The sequence below is a fragment of the Reyranella sp. genome, from assembly GCF_036558665.1.
Lineage (GTDB): Bacteria > Pseudomonadota > Alphaproteobacteria > Reyranellales > Reyranellaceae > Reyranella.
In genome coordinates, this window is sequence record NZ_DATBFE010000055.1 from 37,875 (window position 1) to 56,577 (window position 18,703).

The window sequence follows — 18,703 nt, forward strand, 5'->3', positions numbered from 1 at the left end:
ACGCGTGGTAGTGTCCCCCCATGAAGAACCTCTGGTCCCCCAGCGACGCCAGGACGGCGATCGCGCATCACGCGGCGAAGGGCATCGGCGAGGACCTCGCGCTGCGCGTATACACGACGCGCCTGCTCGGCGGCGAACCCAGGCTGGTGCTGCATGGCGGCGGCAACACTTCGGTCAAGACGATGGTCGCCGACGTCACCGGCGCACCGGTCGAAGTGCTGTGCGTGAAGGGCAGCGGCTGGGACATGGGAACGATCGAGGCGCCCGGCCTGCCGGCGGTGCGGCTCGCGCCGCTCGGCGGGCTGATCGATCTTCCCGCCCTCAGCGACGAGGAAATGGTCAACATCCAGCGCTGCAACCTCCTCGACAGCAAATCACCCAACCCGTCGGTCGAGACGCTTCTGCACGCCTTCCTGCCGCACAAGTTCATCGATCACACGCACTCCAACGCCGTGCTCGCCCTTACCGACCAGCCGGACGGCGACGCGCTGGCCGCCGATCTGTTCGGCAAGCGGGCAGCGCTGGTGCCCTACATCATGCCGGGCTTCGCGCTCGCCAAGAAGGCGGCCGAAGTGAGCCGGGCAAATCCCGATGTCGAGGGCCTGATCCTGCTGAAGCACGGCATCTTCTCGATGGGCGCGACGGCCGAAGAAGCCTATCGGCGCATGATCGATCTGGTGACGCTCGCCGAGCAGCGGCTCGCCAGGGCCACGCGCCGGATCTTCCCGGCCGCGTCGCTTCCCACGAAACCCGCCGCGGCGGCAGAGGTGGCGCCGATCCTGCGCGGCCTGCTGTCGATTGCCGCGAAGAGCGGCGGACGGGAAGCCGCCCGGCGTTTTGTGTTCGAGTTCCGCACCAGCCCGGAAATCCTCGCCTTCGTGGGCGGCCAGGAAGTCGGACGCTACAGCCAGCAGGGCCCGGTGACGCCCGACCATGCTATTCGCACCAAGCCGACACCACTGATGTTGCCGGCGCCTGCGGCCGGAAAGCTCGACAGTTTCAAGGCCGAGGCCCGAAAGGCGCTCGACAGGTACATTGCAGACTATCGCGCCTATTTCGCCCGCCACAACGCCAAGCAGACGCCGCCCAAGAAGGAGCTCGATCCGATTCCGCGTGTCGTGCTCGTGCCCGGCGTCGGCCTGTTCGGCGTCGGCAACGGCTCGAAGGACGCCAGGATCGCGGCCGATCTTGCCGAGACCACGGTCGAGGTGATCGCCGACGCCGAGCGGCTCGGCACCTATCAGAGCATTCCCGAGCCGGACATTTTCGACATCGAGTACTGGTCGCTCGAGCAGGCCAAGTTGGGCGCCGCCGCCGAGAAGCCGCTCGCACGCCGCATCGTCGTCGTCACCGGCGGCGGCTCCGGCATCGGCGCGGCGACGGCCCAGGCCTTCGCGCGCGACGGGGCGGAAGTGATCGTGCTCGACCGCGACGTGTCGAAGGTCAGGGGTTTCGCCATCGCCTGCGACGTTACCCGGCCCACGGACGTGCAGGCTGCCTTTGACGAAGTTGCCGCGACCTATGGCGGCGTCGACATCGTGGTGTCCAATGCGGGTGCCGCCTGGCAAGGCAAGATCGGCGATGTCGACGACGCGGTCCTGCGTCAGAGCTTCGAGCTCAATTTCTGGGCGCACCAGAGTGTGGCGCAGAACGCCGTACGAATCATGAAGGCACAGGGTCTGGGCGGCTGCCTGCTGTTCAATACTTCCAAGCAGGCAGTGAACCCCGGCCCCGACTTCGGGCCATACGGGCTGCCCAAAGCGGCAACGTTGTTTCTGAGCCGTCAGTACGCCCTCGATCATGGCGCCGACGGTATCCGCTCCAATGCCGTGAACGCCGACCGCATCCGCACGGGCCTGCTGACCGACGACATGATCGCCCAGCGCTCGAAGGCCCGCGGGGTGAGCGAGGCAGACTACATGGGCGGCAACCTGCTCGGCCTCGAAGTGACGGCCGACGACGTGGCGCAGGCTTTCGTCTCGCTCGCCAAGGCCACCAAGACCACCGGTGCGGTGATCACCGTCGATGGCGGCAACATCGCGGCCGCTCTGCGATAGGGCTGCACGCCGGGCGTTCATGCTCTTCTGGACTGCGAGGCTCCGGCCCGCTCATGATCGTGAGCGGCCACGATGCCCGCGGTCCGGAAAACCGTAAGGAGAAGCAAGTGCCGATCGAGGTTCGTCCGCTGGCGCAACATATCGGCGCGCGCATGACAGGTATCGACGCGCGCGAGCCGCTTTCGTCGACAGAGATCGCGGCGATCGAACGGGCTATGGACAGGCATGCGGTCCTGGTTCTGCCCGACCAGGACATCACGGACGCGCAGCAACTTGCCTTCACGCGCAACTTCGGCCCGCTCGAGGACGGCGCGAACTCGGGCGCGCGCGATTCGGAGCTGCGGCTGCCGGTCGTGTTCGCCGACGTCTCCAACCTCGACAAGGAGGGCCGCGTCGCCGCCCGCGACAACAAGAAGCGCATGGCCGCCCTCGCCAACCGTCTGTGGCATACCGATGCCTCTTTCCGTGCCGTGCCGGCCCGGTACTCGATCCTGAGCGGCCGCGTCGTCACGTCCGAGGGCGGCAACACCGAATTCGCCGACATGCGCGCGGCCTACGATGCGCTCGACGCCAGGACCAAAGCCGAGATCGAGAATCTCGTCTGCGAGCATTCACTGATCTATTCGCGCGGCCAGTTGGGGTTCACCGAGTTCCTGCCCGACGAGCGCGTGGCGATGAAGCCCGTCCGCCAGCGGCTGGTGCGCACGCATCCTGTCACGGGCCGCAAGTCCCTGTTCCTCGCCTCGCATATCGGCACCATCGTCGGCTGGCCGCGCCCGGAGGCAATGGCCTTCATCCGCGACCTGATCGAGCATGCGACGCAACGTGAATTCGTCTATTCGCACCGCTGGACCCAGTACGACCTCGCGATCTGGGACAACCGCGCGACGATGCACCGCGTCCGCCGTTTCGACGATCTCCACGTGGTGCGCGACATGCGCCGGACCACCACGCGCAGCGACGGCCCGACGGCCGAGCAGGAGGCGGCATGACCCTGCTCAAGCGCCGGATCGGCAAGACCAGACTCGAAGTCACGACATTGGGGTTGGGCGGCGCGCCGATGGGCGGGTTTCGGGCCTCGATCACCGATGCGGAGGCGATCGCGCTGACGAATGCGGCTTTCGATGCCGGTGTGCGCTACTTCGACACCTCGCCCTTTTACGGCTACGGCCGCAGCGAATTGCGCATGGGCGCGGCGCTGCGCGAGAAGCCGCGCGGCGATTACGTCCTTTCGACCAAGATCGGCCGCGTCATGCATGTGCTCGGGCCCGGCGAACGTCCGCCACCCGATTTCCGTGAGAACGGCCTGCCGGGCTTCGTGCCGGAATTCGACTACACCTACGACGGGATCATGCGCTCGCTCGAGCACTCACATTTGAGACTGGGGCTGGCAAGAATCGACATCGCACTGGTGCACGATGTCGACTTCTGGACGATCAAGGACCGCGACATCCTTGATCATCGCTTCAAGACAGTCATGGACTCGGGCTTTCGCGCGCTCGACGAGTTGCGCCGCGCCGGCATCATCGGTGCGATCGGCGTCGGCATCAACGAGGCCGACACGAGCCTGCGCTTCATCCAGGCTGGTGATTTCGACTGCATGCTGCTGGCCGGCCGGTACACGCTGCTGGAGCAGGGTGCACTGCACGAGTTCCTGCCGGAGTGCGTCAAGCGCGGCGTGTCGGTGATCCTGGGCGGACCCTACAATTCCGGCATCCTGACCGGCGGCGTGAAGCCGGGCGCCACGCACGACTATGTGCCGGCCGCCGCGCCGCTGATCGAGAAGGCTCAGAAGATCGAGGCGGTGTGCAGGCGCCATGGGGTCGAGCTGGGCGCGGCGGCCTTGCAATTCCCGCTGTTCCATCCCGCGCTCTGCTCGGTGATTCCGGGCGCACTAAGCACCGGTGAGGTGACGCAGAACGTCGAACGCATGAAGGTCAGGATCCCGGCCGGCCTCTGGAGCGAGCTCAAGGGCGAGAAACTGCTCGATATCGACGCGCCGACGCCGAACTAGGACAGCTTCCATGAAGATCATCGACGCGCAGGTCCATATCTGGGGCCGGACGATCAAGCCGCCGACGGGCGCGCATCGGAAGGTTGCGAAATTCACGGCTGAGGAGCTCCTGCAAGAGATGGACGAAGCAGGCGTCGACGCCGCGCTGATCCATCCGCCTGCGAGCTGGGATCCGGATTCGAACGCGCTGGCGATCGAGGCGGCGAAGAAATATCCCGACCGCTTCGCGGTGATGGGCCAATTTCCGCCGCAGGACCCTGCCAACGCCAGCCTGATGCCGGCTTGGCGCCAGCAGCCCGGCATGAAGGGCCTACGCTGGGCCCTCCTCTATCCCGACGAGCAGCGGCTGCTGCACGAAGGCAAGCTCGACTGGATCTGGCCCGCGGCGGAGAAGGCCGGCCTGCCGGTGGCGATGATGGGCGGGCTGTTCATGCCCCGGTTCCGCCGCATCGCCGAGACCCATCCCGCGCTCCGGCTGATCATCGATCATTGTGGCTTGTTGCGCCTGGAAAAGGACGAGGCTGCTTTTGGCAATCTCGCCGAATTGCTGTCGCTCGCCAGCCTGCCCAATGTCGCGATCAAGGCGACCGGCGCGCCGGGCTACTCGACACAGCCCTACCCGTTCCGCAACCTGCATGACAGGTTGCGTCGCATCTTCGACGCCTTCGGACCCGACCGTTTCTTCTGGGGCACCGATATCACCCGCATGCCGTGCAGCTACCGCCAGTGCGTCACCTTCTTCACCGAGGAGCTGCCCTGGCTCAAAGGCTCCGATCTCGAGAAGGTCATGGGCCGTGGGCTCTGCCGCTGGATCGGCTGGGACTACAAGTTCTGATCAGCGCGCCGTTCGCGTCACGACTCCGCGAATTTCGCCGGCCGGGTATTTCTCGGTCCGTACGTCGATATACCAGCGGCCGGCCAGAAGGTCGGCAGCCTGCTGTTCGGTAAGCGTTGCCCCGCCGGTATGCATGGTGCCGTCGAACGGCGGATTGAGCGGCACCAGCGCCCGTTCAGTGCCCATAGCGTCGGGTCCATGGAAGGCTGCACGCGTGATCGGCGCGCCAAGGCCATTCACCACCAGTCGCCATTTGAGGATATGCGTCACGGTCGAATACTGCGCCGTGAGATTTCCGCCCGCCGTGCTGCTGTTGGGCGGCGTTTCGGCCGCGCCGCTGAGCGTGGCGCCAAGGGTGACGTTCGAACCCGCAGGTTCGCTCATATAGGACATGCAGCCGCCCGGCAGCAGCAGGGCCGCGGCGAACAGCAGGTGGGCAGCGAGACGTTTCATTGAGGGGACCTTCTATGGTGGATCCGATGGTGCACTGAAGGACGACCATGGGACAACCTTAGGCGATGTCCGTCTCGATCCGTGGTAGGACGTGCCCTGCATGCCAAATCCGCTGCGCATCGCATCCCTGACAATTCTCGCGATGCTCGCCTTCGCCAGCAATTCGCTCCTCTGCCGCATCGCCTTGCGTGACACGGCGATCGATGCAGCGACCTTCACCTCCATCCGACTGATCTCGGGCGCGGTGCTGCTCGCCGCCCTCATGATCGGGCGCGGCCACCGTCCCTGGGCCGGAGGGAACTGGCGAGCGGCGGCTATGCTCTTTGCCTACGCCGTCACCTTCTCCTTCGCCTATCGCCAGCTCACCGCCGCTACCGGCGCCCTGCTCCTGTTCGGCGCCGTCCAGCTCACGATGCTAGGCTACGGCCTCGCGACCGGCGAGCGCCTGCGCGGCGCGCAGTGGCTGGGACTGCTCGTCGCCCTCGCCGGTCTCGTCGGGCTCCTCCTGCCGGGCCTCGCCGCACCGCCACTCGCGAGCGCGGCCTTGATGCTCGCCGCGGGCGCCGCATGGGGCGTCTACTCCCTGCTTGGTCGCGGCCTGACGGACCCGGTGGCAGCGACCGCGGGAAATTTTCTGCGCGCGGTGCCGCTCACGGCGGCCTTGAGCCTAGCGGCCGTGGCACAGACGAGCTCCGACACGATGGGTGTTGTCTACGCGATCGCTTCCGGGGCCATAACGTCCGGCCTCGGCTATGTGCTGTGGTATGCCGCCCTGCCCGCCTTCAAGGCGGCTTCGGCCGCGACCATCCAGCTCAGTGTGCCGGCGTTGGCGGCGCTGGGCGGTGTCCTGCTGCTGGGCGAGCAGATGTCGCTCCGCTTGCTGGTCGCGTCGGTCGCCATTCTGGGCGGTATCGCGCTCGTCATCCTGCGCCGAAGCTGATGCCGCGCGACGCCGGTTCTCCTGATACCAGGATAACCGCCTCTCTTGCACGATCTTCCACATCGGCCGATCGTGCCGCGACCGACGGGCCCGGTCGCGTCGCCCCGCCTTCGATCTGCGGATTTGGCCGCTTGTCGGCCACTGACGGGCGGGAGGAAGATCATGCGAGGAGGAACGTGTCCATGCAGTACGACGTCATCTCCGCCGACGGCCACGTCGATCTGATCTGGTTGCCGCCAGATCTCTTCACCGGCAACGCCTCGGCGACGCTCAAGGAGCGCATGCCCTATGTCGTCGAAGGACCGAAGGGACCGGAGTGGACGAGCATCAAGGGGGCCAAGTTCGGCCTGGTGAACGGCATGGGCTCGGCCGGCCGCGAATACGTACCGGGGGTCATCTATCGGTCGGACCGCATGGCCTCCACCGGCCTCTATGAAGATGGCAAGAAGGGCATTCGCCGCCTCACCCAGCCCGAGCTGCGGCTGAAGGACCAGGAGCGCGACGGTGTGCAGGCCGAAGTGCTGTACGGCATCCTCGGTGCCAGCGGCCGGCTCAACGATCCCGAAGCGTCGACCGAGGTGCTGCGCATCTACAACGACTGGCTGCACGATTTCTGCCGCGCCGCGCCCGACCGGCTGATCGGCCTCGCCAACATTCCCAACCACGACATGGAAGTCGCGACGGCCGAGATGCGCCGCAATGCCAAACGTGGCGTGCGCGGCTTCGATGTCGCCAACAAGCCCGACATGACGCCGTTGTGGGATCCGTTCTGGGAGCCGCTGTGGCAGGCGGCGCACGAAACCGGCATCCCGGTCCACTTCCACACGATCGGCGGCCGGTCGCCCGACACGTCGAAGATGCCGGAATTCGTGAAACGGCGCGTCCATGCCGCTCACATCACCAGCTTCCAGATGCATATGGCTTACATGTTGATCGGGCTGATCTTCAGCGGCGCACCCGAGCGGTATCCAAATCTCAAGGTCGTGATCGGCGAGGCAGGGCTCGGCTGGATCCCCTATGTGCTGCAGCACATGGATCTCGAATGGGAGGACCAGTTCAAGGACCTCGATCTCAAGATGAAGCCGTCGGAATACTGGTATCGCCAGTTCTACGCGACCTACCAGACAGACCCGGTCGGCATTCGCCTGCTCGATCTCCTGGGTGAGGACAATGTGATGTGGGGCTCGGATTACCCGCACCCCGACGGCATCTGGCCGGACTCGCAGGAATTCCTGGACCGCGAGCTCGCGGATGTCACGCCGCAGGCCCGACGCAAGATCACGCGCGACAACGCGATGAAGCTTTATCGGCTAGCGAACTGAACCTTCCGCGACGACCGATCGGGCAGCCAACACGTCGGATGCCAGCGCCTTGATGTCGGCGACTTGCTGGACCAAACCCAGCTTGCGGCTGCACAGCGGCCAGTTCCAGACGCCGTCCTTCTCGAAGATCACGAACTTGGCGAGCGCTGCCGCCTGCCGGTAATCGTGCGCCAGGGCGGTGGCTTCCTTGACCGAGAGACTGCGTCCATCCATCTGCTGGATATAGTTGATCACGGTGCGCGGCGTGAACTGGAAGCGGCCCACGAAGGCGCCGCGGCCGCCGTAGATCGGCTGGAGCGACTCGCCGCTTCCCCCGCTTTCGCACACCGCGAGTTCGCGCAGCATCTCATCCTTGCGCTCTTCGACAGCGCGCGCGCGCATATCCGCGGCATTCTCGGTCGAAAGGCCGGTACGGGGTGGGGAAGGCTTGGCACAGCCGGCGAGTGCAAGCAGTGCCAGCAGCAGAGGGTAGCAGGCGGGTCTCACGCGGCGCCAATTTCCCACACCAATCGGGTGGGCGTAAACCCTCCGCTTGGGGATCGATTCATGCCACCTGCCTAAACTTGCCGGCCCGACATGTCGCAAAAGACATCGCAAACTGCGCGGAAAGCGGTATTGAAACGCCGAGGTCGAGGCCCCTCGCGCACCGCGACAGGTCAGGGCGACGGATGCACCGTCATCCAGTGCCGGGCGATCTCCTCGCGCGTCGGCACCCAGACCCTGGGTTTCGAGGCGACATAGTCGAGGAAGCGCGCCAGAGTCGCGGCCCGACCGGGACGACCGGCGAGACGGCAATGAATGCCGACCGACATCATTTTGGGCGAACGCGCGCCCTCGGCGTAGAGCACGTCGAAGGCATCCTTCATCGCCTGCAGCCAGCCGTCCCCCTGGGTAAAGCCGGGCGTCACCGCGAACTTCATGTCGTTCACGTCGAGCGTGTAGGGAATGACGAGATGGGGCCTGCCCTCGACGCGTACCCAATACGGCAAATCGTCGTTGTAGGAATCGCTCGAATAGAGGAAGCCGCCGTGCTGCACGACGGCCTTCAAGGTGTTCATGCCCAGGCGCCCGGTGTACCAGCCCACCGGCGCCTTGCCCGCCGTATCCTTGATCGCCTTCACCGCCTTCCTGATGTGATCGAGTTCCTGCTCGAGCGTGAAGTCCTTGTAGTTGATCCAGCGCCAGCCGTGGCTCGCGACTTCGTGTCCGGCCTCGGCCATCGCCTTGCCCGCAGCGGGATTGAGTTCGAGCGCGCGGCCGACGGCCCAGGAGGTGAAGCGCATGTTGCGCTCGCCGAAGGTCCGCAGGACGCGCCAGAAGCCGGCGCGACTGCCATATTCGTAGATCGATTCCGTGGAGAGATCGCGCGCGCCCTGCAGCGGCACCCCGCCGGGCGTCTCTGTCAGATAGATCTCGGAACCGGGATCGCCGTTCAGGATCGTATTCTCGCCGCCCTCCTCGTAGTTCAGCACGAAGCTCACGGCCAGGCGTGCCTCGTTCGGCCATTGCGGGTCGGGGGGATGCGCGCCGTAGCCGATCAGGTTGCGATCGAGATGATTGTGCATTGCGCCCTCGTCGTGCAGACGTTGAAGGCCGACTATGGGGCCGCTATAGCTCCGGCGACAAGTTCAAGGAGGCAAGATGGGCGTCGCCCTCAAGGACAGCTCCGGCGCGGTGAGCGAGGATCGGCTGTGGCAACGGCACGCCGACATGGCGCGGCTCGGCGCCACGCCGAAGGGCGGCGTCAATCGTCAGGCGCTGTCGGCGGAGGACGCTGCCGCCCGCAACCTGCTCATGGAGTGGGCGAGGGCGCGCGGCTTCCCGATCTTCACCGATGCCATCGGCAATCTCTTCGTGCGTCGCGATGGCACGGATGCCAAGGCGCCGCCGGTAATGAGCGGCTCGCACATGGACAGCCAGCCCACCGGTGGCCGCTTCGACGGCATGTACGGCGTGCTGGCCGCCCTCGAGGCGCTGGAGGCGCTGGAGGACGCCGGCATCAGGACCAGACGACCGGTGATCGCGGTTGCCTGGACCAACGAGGAAGGCTCTCGCTTCCAGCCGGGCGCCATGGGCTCGGCCGTGTTCGCAGGGACCTACAAGCTCGACGACATGCTGGCGGTGAAGGACTGGCAGGGCGTCGCCCTGAAGGATGCGCTGCAAGAGACGCTGAAGGCCGCCCCCGCGCCGATGCGCGAAGGCGATCCAGGCTTCGATGTCGGCTTCTATGTCGAGGCGCACATCGAACAGGGACCACGGCTCGAGAACGCGGCCAAGACGATCGGCGTGGTCACCGCGATCCAGGGAAGCCGCCGTTACATCGTCGAGATCGGCGGCGAGGAGGCGCATGCCGGCACCACGCCGCGCGCTGCGCGAAAAGACGCCTTCGCCGCCGCGACGCGCATCGCCGCCGCGATGTACGAAGCGACCACCGACGCCGACGACACGCTTCGCTTCACCATCGGCCGGGTCGAGGTGTCCCCGGGCTCGCCCAACACGGTGCCGGGTGCGGTCACCTTCACCATCGACATGCGCCATCCCGAGGACGGCGTCCTTCAGGCCCACGAGAAGAAGCTGCACGACATCGTCGCTCGCAAGGCCAGGCCCTGCTCCGCCCGGATCGAACGCGTGACCAACGTGGCGCCGACCGGCTTCGATCCGCGGGTGATCGATCTCGTGCGTGCAAAGGCCCAGGCGTTGAAGCTCAGCCACATGGATATGCCCTCGGGCGCAGGCCACGACGCCATGCACATCGCCAAGCTCTGTCCCGCCGGCATGATCTTCGTGCCTTGCGAGCGCGGCATCAGCCACAACGAGATCGAGAACGCGGCCCCCTCCGATCTCGCCGCCGGCGCGCGCGTGCTGGTCGGCGTGCTGCAGGAGCTGGCGAATCGCTGAGCAACCTTCCGCAACATCCACGGGTCACTCCGAGCGCAGCAAGGAATCTCTAGAACAACAGCAAGAATTCCCCGCCGCACTCGAGATGACACCGTGACTCGAGGAGTCATCGTGTCCAGGAAATTGTCGTCCGACCTCGTGTCGATTCTCTCCGATTTGATCGCGCTGCCGAGCCCCTACCCGCCCGGCACGTCGGTCGAGATCTGCGCCTACGCCGCGAAGCGTCTCAGGAAGGCTGGCTACAAGGTCGAGATCGTGAGCAGGGCGAAGGGCGTCGACAATGTCGTGGCGCGACGGAAGGGCAAGGGCAAAGGGCTTGCCGTCGCGTTCAATGCGCACGTGGACACGGTCGGCGTGGGTGAACGCGGCAACTGGAAGAGCGACCCGTTCAAGGCGCTCGTGAAGGGCGGACTCGTCCATGGGCTCGGCGCCGGCAACTGCAAGGGCAGCATGGCGGTCCAGCTCTGGCTCGCCGAGGAGATCGCGCGCCATGGCGGCCCGGTCAGAGGCGAGGTGATCTTCACCTTCGTCGCCGACGAGGAGAATCTGGGTCCCAACGGCATGGAATATCTGCGCAAGACCGGCAAGGTGCGGCCTGATGCGCTGATCCTGGGTGCGCAAACCGAGAACAACCTGATCGTGGCCGAGCGCGGCGTGATGTGGGCCCGCCTCACCACCAAAGGCAAGGCCGCGCATGCCGGCAATCCTACGGCCGGCGACAATGCCATTCTGCGCATGATGCGGCTCGCAGGTGCACTGCAATCCTACTACGACAAGGCGCTGGCCGGGCGCACATCAGGGGCGATGAAATCGACAGTGAACATCGGCATGTTCCATGGCGGGCACAACACCAACGTCGTGCCCGCTACCTGCACGGTCGAGATCGATCGCCGCCTGCTGCCCGACGAGAAGGTAAAGGATGCGTTCGCCGAGCTGAAGCGCGTGGTCGATGGCGTCGGCGAGCCGAGGAGCCAGTACGGTGTCGAGTTCCTGACCGGCACCAACGGCTTCTTCGCACCCGAAAACGGCCAGGTCGTCGCCGCTTTCGAGTCGGTCGTGAAGCAGCAGACCGGTCGCAAGGTGAAATTTCTCAACGCAACGGGCGTGAGCGACGGCCGCTACTACGCCGACGATGGCATCGAGATCATCAATTTCGGTCCCGGGTCCGGCACCCAGGGCCATGCCGCCAACGAGAGCGTTCCGGTCGCCGAAATGGTCGAGGCGGCCCGGATCCAGTTGGAAGTGGTCAGCCGGCTGCTATCCTGAAGGCATGGACTGCGACGCCATCGTCATCGGCGCGGGCATCTCCGGCCTCTACCAGCTCTATCGCCTGCGCGAGCTCGGCCTCAAGGTGCGCGTGTTCGAGGCGGGCACCGGCGTGGGCGGCACTTGGTACTGGAACCGCTATCCGGGTGCGCGGTTCGATTCGGAAAGCTATTCCTACGGCTACTCCTTCTCGCAGGAGCTGCTGGACGAGTGGCACTGGACCGAGCACTTCTCGCCCCAGCCGCAGACGTTCAAGTACCTGAACTACGTGGCCGACAAGTTCGACCTGCGCCGCGACATCCAGTTCAAGTCCAGGGTTGCTGCCGCGCACTACAGCGAAGCAACGCGCAGTTGGGAGATCACGCTCGAAGATGGCCGACGGCACGGCGCGCGGTTCCTGATCACCGCCATCGGTCCGCTGTCGGCGCCGACCATGCCCAGGATCGAGGGTATCGACACCTTCGAGGGCCAATCCTGCCATACCGCCCGCTGGCCGCACGAGCCGGTAGGCTTCGAGGGCAAACGGGTCGCGGTGATCGGCACGGGCGCGACCGGCGTCCAGACCATCCAGGAAGTGGCCAAGACCGCGGGTACCCTGACCGTGTTCCAGCGCACACCCAACTGGTGTGCACCACTGCACAACGCCCGGATTGGCGAGGAGGAGATGCGCGAGATCAGGTCGCGCTATCCCGAGATCTTCGAACGCTGCCGGGAGACCTTTGCCTGCTTCCTGCACACGCCCGACCCGCGCGCCACCAGCGAAGTGACGCCCGAGGAGCGCGAGGCCCTGTTCGAGAAGCTCTACGACAACCGCGGCTTCGGCATGTGGCAGGGAAACTTTCGCGACATCCTCGTCGATCGAAAGGCGAACGCGCTTGTCAGCGACTTCGTGGCGCGCAAGATCCGCCAGCGCGTCAAGGATCCGAAGGTGGCAGAGATGCTGATCCCGAGGAACCACGGCTTCGGCACGCGACGGGTGCCGCTCGAGACCAGGTACTACGAGGTCTACAACCAGCCGAACGTGACGCTCGTCGATATCAGCAGGACGCCGATCGAGCGCATCATGCCCACGGGCATCAAGACCAGCGATTCCGAATACGAATTCGACATGATCATCTACGCCACCGGCTTCGACGCCATCACCGGCAGCTTCGACCGCATCGACATCCGCGGCGCAGACGGGCTCCGGCTCAAGGACAAATGGAAAGGCGGACCGAAGACCTGGCTCGGCGTGCAGGTCGAGGGCTTCCCCAACATGTTCATGGTGATGGGCCCGCACACGGCGCTCGGCAACATTCCCCGCAGTATCGAGTACAATGTCGAATGGGTGACGGGCCTCATCCGCCATATGCGCGAGCATGGGCTGACACGCGCCGAATGCCGGCCCGAGGGCGTGAAAGCCTGGACCGAACACGTCAAGGCCTTGGGCGAAGGCCTGCTTTCCAACGAGATCGATTCCTGGATGACCGGGATCAACCGCAACGTCGACGGCAAAGAGACCCGCATCGTCGCCCGCTACAGCGGCAGCGCCCCCGCCTACCGCGCCCGCTGCGACGAGGTTGCGGCGAACGGTTATCGGGAGATGGCGCTGTCCTAGCCGTGGGCGCGCGGCGTCAACAAGAACAGGCCAGCGGAGTAGAGCGCTCCAAGCGGTTTCACGCCGTCTTCTGGACCTTGAGTCCGAGCTTGCCGATCGTCTGCTCGCGCATCACGAACTTCTGGATCTTGCCGGTGATGGTCATCGGGAAGTCGGACACGAACTCGACGTAGCGCGGGATCTTGTAGTGGGCGATCTGGCCCTTGCAGAACTCGCGGATCTCGTCGGCCGTCGCGCTCTGGCCCTCACGCAGCTTCACCCAGGCGCAAATCTCCTCGCCGTACTTCTGGTCGGGCACGCCGATCACCTGCACATCCTGCACCTTGGGGTGCCGGTAGAGGAACTCCTCGATCTCGCGCGGATAGACGTTCTCACCGCCCCGGATCACCATGTCCTTCAGGCGGCCCACGATATTGACGTAGCCCCCTCCGTCCATGGTGGCGAGGTCGCCGGTGTGCATCCAGCCGCCGTCGTCGATCGCCTCGCGTGTCTTGTCCTCGTCGTTCCAGTAGCCCTTCATGACGGAGTAGCCGCGGGTGCAGAACTCGCCGGTCTCTCCGCGCGGCACCGCCTTGCCCTCCGTATCGACGATCTTGATCTCGATGTGCGGCAACACCTGCCCCACGGTCGAGACGCGCCGCTCGACGGGATCGTCGGTCGCACACTGGGTCGAGACGGGCGAGGTTTCCGTCATGCCGTAGGCGATGGTGACCTCGTGCATGTTCATCTTGCTTTGCACGCGCTTCATCACCTCGATCGGGCACGGGGAGCCCGCCATGATGCCGGTGCGCAGGCTCTTCAGATCGAACTTCTCGAACTCGGGATGGTCGAGCTGGGCGATGAACATGGTTGGCACGCCATAGAGCGCCGTGCAGCGCTCCTCGGCCACGGTCTGCAAGGTCGCCAGCGGATCGAACGCCTCGGCGGGATAGACCATGGTCGCGCCGTGCGTCAGGCAGCCGAGATTGCCCATCACCATGCCGAAGCAGTGATAGAGCGGCACCGGGATGCAGAGCCGGTCGTCGGGCGTGAACTTCAGCCCCTCGGCGACAAAGAACCCGTTGTTCAGGATGTTGTGGTGGCTGAGCGTCGCGCCCTTGGGGAAGCCCGTCGTGCCCGACGTGAACTGGATGTTGATGGCGTCGTCGAACTGCAGCCTGGGGCCGATCTCGGCAAGCTTCACCCGCTCGGCGTTGCCGCCCGCTTTCGCGACGTCGTCGAAGTTCAGCATGCCCGGAGTCTTTTCCGAGCCGAGGCGGATGATGTGCCTGAGATGCGGCAGTTTCCGGTCCTTCACCAGATCGGCCACGATCTCGAGATAGTTGGAGGTCTTGAGCGCAGGCGCCAGCACGAGCGCCTTGCACTCGACCTTGTTCATCGCGTACTCGAGTTCCGTCCGGCGATAGGCGGGATTGACGTTCACCAGCACCAGGCCCGCCTTGGCCGTCGCGAACTGCGTCAGCGTCCATTCGGAGGTGTTGGGCGCCCAGATTCCGATGCGGTCGCCGCGTTCCAGGCCCAGCGACAGGAGACCGGCGGCAAGATCGTCGACGCGGCGGCCGAGCTCGCCCCAACTCCACCGCACGTTCTGATGCTTGACGACCAGCGCCTCGCGGTCGCGGTAGGTCTCGATGGTGCGGTCGAAGAAGGCACCGATCGTCTCGCCGATCAGCTTCTTCAGGGAAACGCCGTGGTCGTAGGAAATCTGCGTCATGGCCGAATGTTTTTCCTCCCGATCCCGAGTTAATCTCGTTCAGGGGCCCTTCCGCAAGTCGGTAGGGTCCCGCTGCCATGCAGGTTCCGTTCACGACCGTCGACGTCTTCACCGAGCACAAGTTCGGTGGCAATCCGCTGGCCGTCGTCACCGATGCCCGCGGGCTTCCGAGCGGGCGGATGCAGGCGATCGCCGCGGAGTTCAATCTCGCCGAGACGACCTTCGTCCTGCCGCCCGACGACCCGAGGCATACCGCGCACGTGCGGATCTTCACGCCCAAGGCAGAGCTGCCGTTCGCCGGCCATCCCAATATCGGCACGGCGTTCGTGCTGGCCAATACCGGAGCATGCCTGGGGCGCAAGGTCGCAGGCGACCGGTTGGTATTCGAGGAGAAGGCGGGCCTCGTGGCGCTCGATATCGTGCGCGACAAGGACGCCGTGATCGCGACCCGGCTGGCGGCACCGCAGCGCCTGACCCTGGGCGACGAGGTCGCGGTCGAGATCGTCGCCGAGGCCTGCTCGCTGCCGCCCGCCGAGATCGAGACCCGTGCGCATCGCCCGATCGTTGCCTCCTGCGGCGTGGGATTTGTGATGGTCGAGCTCAGGTCGCGAGCCGCGCTTGCTGCCGTCCAGCCACGCTCTGACGTGTTTGTGCGCCACCTGCCGATGGAGCGTGCCGTCGGCATCCATCTCTACGTTCACACCAAGGAAGGCGATCTCGACATCCAGAGCCGCATGTTCGCCCCGCTGTACGGCGTGCCCGAGGATCCGGCGACCGGCAGCGCAAACGTGGCGTTGATCGGGCTGTTGGCACACCTCGACACGCGCGCCGAACTGACACTCAGCCGCGCCATCGGTCAGGGGTTCGACATGGGCCGGCCCAGCATTCTGCAGGCCTGCGCCGAGAAGAAGGCGGGCGAGGTGACGGCGACCTATATCGGCGGTCGCTGCGTGCAGATGATGAGCGGCACCATCGAGGTCTGACCGGCGATCTCACTTGAGCTCGCGCAGCTTGCCCAGCGTATCGGCAAAACCCGTCATGCGGGGCGAGTCGGCCACGGCGCGCAGATTGGTCTCGAGCAGAGCCAGTGCCTCGTCGAGATCGCAATGGACGCCCATCAGCCACTTGATGTTGGGGAGCTGGCGTTCGAGATCCGTCGCCGACGCGAGATAGTCCGACCGCACATGCGGAGATGCTTGAGCCGCCGCCGCGGCGAGCGCCTTGCCGTAGGCCCGGCACAGCCCGGTGGTCGGCTCGACATTGAATTCCCGCAGCTCGGTCAGGTCGCCGAGCCGTCCCTGCTGCAACAGGGCGATCGCATCGGCTTGCCGGCTCTTCACCAGACGGATCCCCACCAGCGCCGCGGGCGCATGGTCGCCGCGCAGATAGGGGAGATAGTCGGCGAGCGAGGAGTCCGGGCCAAGCTGTGCGAACGCTGCTTCCTCGCGCGCGCGCACTTGCTGCACGCGTCGCTGCTCCTCCTCCTGTTGCGCTCGTTGCTCGGCCGCCAATCGCGCCTGCCGAGCCGGGTCGGGGCGCTCGGCATGCCACTTCGCGGCCAGAGATCCTGCGGTCACGAGGACGACCGCGAGACCCACGACGGCGCTGGTCGACGGGGGCGGGAAAGATTTGTGAAGCTGCGGCATCCGCGCCCAGAGCGCATAGAATGCAAACGCGGGCGGCAATACGGCCAACACCAGGATCGGCCAGCCGCCCTGGCGCTCGTAGAGCTCCGCCGCCGCGACTGCCCCCACCGCCGAGACGGGCAACAGGATTGCAGCGACCATGGCCGCCAGCACCGGCATGTACCCCTTGACGCCGCCCACGATCAGCAGGATCGCAAGCAGGATCCAGAGCAGAAGGCCGGCAAGTGCCGCGAAGGCGCGATCGAGGCCGCGTCCCGCCGCGTCGGTGCTGCCGATGTCGACCAGATTCGCGAGCATCAACGCATAGAGAATGCCGGCCAAGCCCAGCAGAATGAAAGTACCGACCGGCGGCCGCGGCCGATGATCGATGATCAGCATGGTGGCGAGCCTAGCAGAGATCGGCGCCGGCGGTGAGGCGACCATCCTCTTGACCGGCTTTTGTCAACGATGGCGCCACGCAAAAACTGCAGGCATCCCTAGCGGGTCACCTATTCCTGCATCACGCCTTCGGCCCTTGTCGGATAGATGATTCGTTCGGCGAAGCGGTACATCTCCTCGATCTCGCGCCGGGAACGATAGGCGATACGCGTTCCCTTGAGCGCCGCGAGCTGTTCGGCGACGATGCAGCGGCGCACCTCCGCTGTCAGCGTGTTAAGGCGGTGATAGGCTTCCGACAGCGTGCGCCCCAGCGTGGTGATGCCGTGGCCGACCAGCACCACCGAGTTGGTGTCCTGGATGAAGCCGGCAACCGAGCTCACGTCGGCTTCGACATCGACATGGGCCGGCACGAAATGCACCGGCTTGCCCAGGACGAAGGGCGGATCGAGCGACAGCACCTTGAATTCCGGCGCGTTGGAATCGCCCAGCGCGCCGAGGAGCGCGATCGTGGCATCGTCATGCACATGGATGGTGGCGCCGATGTCCGGTCGCAGCCGCAGGATCTCACGACTGAGATTGTGCCCGACCGAGGTCATGCGCTCGCCCCACAGGATCCGGCTGGTCGGGATATCGGTGATGACGATATTCTCGGCTTCCATCTCCTCGAGCGAGATCTCGGCGTGCTTGGTATAAGCAAGGCCGTGCGGGAAATCGGGATGGGCGGCGCGTATCACGATGTTGCCCAGCGTGTTGTGCACGTAGCCGCGGCCTGCGATCAGCCTGGCATACTTTACGAACTCGCGGCCGATTGCGGAATTGAAGACGATCGGGGTCGACATGGCACTGTTCCCTCCCGGCGGCCGACGTTACCAGAGATCGGCTGCCGCCGTGAGCCGCACCACGGCCTCGACCGGTGCCCCGTTGGCAGGGTCGACCGCGAAACCCAGGCTCACGATCACCAGCTTGCGCGACGGCCACCCAGCCTTCGGGCAGAAGCCGCAGTTGTTCTCCAACACCGAGATCGAAGACGAGATCGTGCGGCTCGTCGATGCCTATCTCAGCCGAGCGGCAAGGCCGTCCCCTGCTTCACCGGACGCAGCGCGAACGAGCTCCTGATCTGGGCAATGCCGGGTATCTTGGTGAAATCCATGACAAAGCGCTCATAGGCTTCGAGGTCGCGCACCACGACGCGCAGGAGATAGTCGCTGTCGCCCGTCATCAGATAGCATTCCATCACCTCCGGCCGCGCTGCAGCGGCGCGCTCGAACTCCTTCAACGACTTCTCGTTCTGGGTGGTGAGCGACACGCTCATGAAGACATTGACCGCGAGGCCGACCGTCTTGGCATCGAGGAGGGCGGCATAAGCTTTGATCACCCCGGCCTCCTCCAGCGCCTTGACACGCCGCCAGCACGGCGAGGAGGAGAGACCCACCTTCTCGGCAAGTTCGGCGTTGCTGAGCCGCCCCTCGCGCTGCAGCCGCTCCAGAATGCGTCGATCGATGGCATCGAGGGAGATCATTGCTTGAATTCCCCGTTTTTGGCCTAATTTTACCCCATACAGCCGCCGAACAGGTCTAAACGCA

At 65.5% G+C, this 18,703-nt stretch carries 18 protein-coding genes; 10 read left to right on the top strand and 8 right to left on the bottom strand.

The window, feature by feature from the left end; translation table 11 throughout:
- Positions 1-20: 20 nt before the first annotated feature.
- From VH499_RS07710 to VH499_RS07725, 4 genes are all read left to right on the top strand, one after another.
- On the top strand, positions 21-2,057 hold the full coding sequence (locus VH499_RS07710; RefSeq protein WP_332052121.1) for a bifunctional aldolase/short-chain dehydrogenase: 2,037 nt from the start codon (positions 21-23) through the stop codon (positions 2,055-2,057).
- 107 nt (positions 2,058-2,164) lie between these two features.
- A complete protein-coding gene (locus VH499_RS07715; RefSeq protein WP_332052122.1) occupies positions 2,165-3,049 on the top strand; it encodes a TauD/TfdA family dioxygenase in 885 nt (294 codons plus the stop codon).
- Positions 3,046-4,071 (top strand): aldo/keto reductase, encoded by a 1,026-nt coding sequence (locus VH499_RS07720; RefSeq protein ID WP_332052123.1) that lies wholly within the window; start codon positions 3,046-3,048, stop codon positions 4,069-4,071. Before VH499_RS07715 ends, VH499_RS07720 begins: the two co-directional genes overlap by 4 nt.
- Positions 4,072-4,081: 10 nt before the next feature.
- The gene (locus VH499_RS07725; protein ID WP_332052124.1) at positions 4,082-4,906 is read left to right on the top strand and encodes an amidohydrolase family protein; all 825 of its coding nucleotides are present in this window, start codon (positions 4,082-4,084) and stop codon (positions 4,904-4,906) included.
- Here VH499_RS07725 and VH499_RS07730 read toward each other — a convergent pair whose 3' ends face one another.
- Entirely contained in the window at positions 4,907-5,359 is a 453-nt protein-coding gene (locus tag VH499_RS07730; protein WP_332052125.1) for a CHRD domain-containing protein, read from the bottom strand.
- Positions 5,360-5,459: 100 nt separating this feature from the next.
- On the opposite strand from VH499_RS07730, the gene VH499_RS07735 reads away from it, so the two are divergent.
- Together VH499_RS07735 and VH499_RS07740 are read left to right on the top strand one after the other, a co-directional pair.
- A complete protein-coding gene (locus VH499_RS07735) occupies positions 5,460-6,299 on the top strand; it encodes a DMT family transporter (RefSeq protein WP_332052126.1) in 840 nt (279 codons plus the stop codon).
- Positions 6,300-6,481: 182 nt separating this feature from the next.
- Positions 6,482-7,621, top strand: a complete 1,140-nt coding sequence (locus VH499_RS07740; RefSeq protein ID WP_332052127.1) for an amidohydrolase family protein — start codon at positions 6,482-6,484, stop codon at positions 7,619-7,621.
- Here the strand turns inward: VH499_RS07740 and VH499_RS07745 are convergent.
- Both VH499_RS07745 and puuE read right to left on the bottom strand, forming a co-directional pair.
- On the bottom strand, positions 7,610-8,002 hold the full coding sequence (locus tag VH499_RS07745) for a hypothetical protein (RefSeq protein ID WP_332052128.1): 393 nt from the start codon (positions 8,000-8,002) through the stop codon (positions 7,610-7,612). The two genes, VH499_RS07740 and VH499_RS07745, sit on opposite strands and share 12 nt — an antisense overlap.
- A 275-nt stretch (positions 8,003-8,277) precedes the next feature.
- Positions 8,278-9,186, bottom strand: a complete 909-nt coding sequence (gene puuE / locus VH499_RS07750) for an allantoinase PuuE (RefSeq protein ID WP_332052129.1) — start codon at positions 9,184-9,186, stop codon at positions 8,278-8,280.
- Positions 9,187-9,262: 76 nt separating this feature from the next.
- On the opposite strand from puuE, the gene VH499_RS07755 reads away from it, so the two are divergent.
- The 3 genes from VH499_RS07755 (at position 9,263) to VH499_RS07765 (ending at position 13,382) form a co-directional block, all read left to right on the top strand.
- Positions 9,263-10,519 carry a Zn-dependent hydrolase gene (locus tag VH499_RS07755; RefSeq protein WP_332052130.1) on the top strand — a complete coding sequence of 419 codons (1,257 nt, stop codon included), beginning with the start codon at positions 9,263-9,265 and terminating at the stop codon, positions 10,517-10,519.
- A 111-nt stretch (positions 10,520-10,630) separates the two neighbouring features.
- Positions 10,631-11,785 (top strand): ArgE/DapE family deacylase, encoded by a 1,155-nt coding sequence (locus VH499_RS07760; protein ID WP_332052131.1) that lies wholly within the window; start codon positions 10,631-10,633, stop codon positions 11,783-11,785.
- A 4-nt stretch (positions 11,786-11,789) separates the two neighbouring features.
- Positions 11,790-13,382 carry an NAD(P)/FAD-dependent oxidoreductase gene (locus VH499_RS07765; protein WP_332052132.1) on the top strand — a complete coding sequence of 531 codons (1,593 nt, stop codon included), beginning with the start codon at positions 11,790-11,792 and terminating at the stop codon, positions 13,380-13,382.
- A 58-nt stretch (positions 13,383-13,440) separates the two neighbouring features.
- Here VH499_RS07765 and VH499_RS07770 read toward each other — a convergent pair whose 3' ends face one another.
- A complete protein-coding gene (locus VH499_RS07770; RefSeq protein ID WP_332052133.1) occupies positions 13,441-15,096 on the bottom strand; it encodes an AMP-binding protein in 1,656 nt (551 codons plus the stop codon).
- Between the two features lie 77 nt (positions 15,097-15,173).
- Here VH499_RS07770 and VH499_RS07775 point away from each other — a divergent pair, with 77 nt between their 5' ends.
- Positions 15,174-16,079, top strand: coding sequence for a PhzF family phenazine biosynthesis protein (locus VH499_RS07775; protein ID WP_332052134.1), 906 nt, complete (start codon positions 15,174-15,176; stop codon positions 16,077-16,079).
- A gap of 9 nt (positions 16,080-16,088) precedes the next feature.
- Here the strand turns inward: VH499_RS07775 and VH499_RS07780 are convergent, their stop codons facing one another.
- The 4 genes from VH499_RS07780 to VH499_RS07795 form a co-directional block, all read right to left on the bottom strand.
- A complete protein-coding gene (locus VH499_RS07780) occupies positions 16,089-17,120 on the bottom strand; it encodes a hypothetical protein (RefSeq protein WP_332052135.1) in 1,032 nt (343 codons plus the stop codon).
- A gap of 110 nt (positions 17,121-17,230) precedes the next feature.
- Positions 17,231-17,959, bottom strand: a complete 729-nt coding sequence (locus VH499_RS07785) for a class II aldolase/adducin family protein (protein WP_332052136.1) — start codon at positions 17,957-17,959, stop codon at positions 17,231-17,233.
- Between the two features lie 27 nt (positions 17,960-17,986).
- On the bottom strand, positions 17,987-18,136 hold the full coding sequence (locus VH499_RS07790; RefSeq protein ID WP_332052137.1) for a hypothetical protein: 150 nt from the start codon (positions 18,134-18,136) through the stop codon (positions 17,987-17,989).
- A 41-nt stretch (positions 18,137-18,177) separates the two neighbouring features.
- The gene (locus VH499_RS07795; RefSeq protein ID WP_332052138.1) at positions 18,178-18,639 is read right to left on the bottom strand and encodes an Lrp/AsnC family transcriptional regulator; all 462 of its coding nucleotides are present in this window, start codon (positions 18,637-18,639) and stop codon (positions 18,178-18,180) included.
- Between the last annotated feature and the right edge of the window lie 64 nt (positions 18,640-18,703).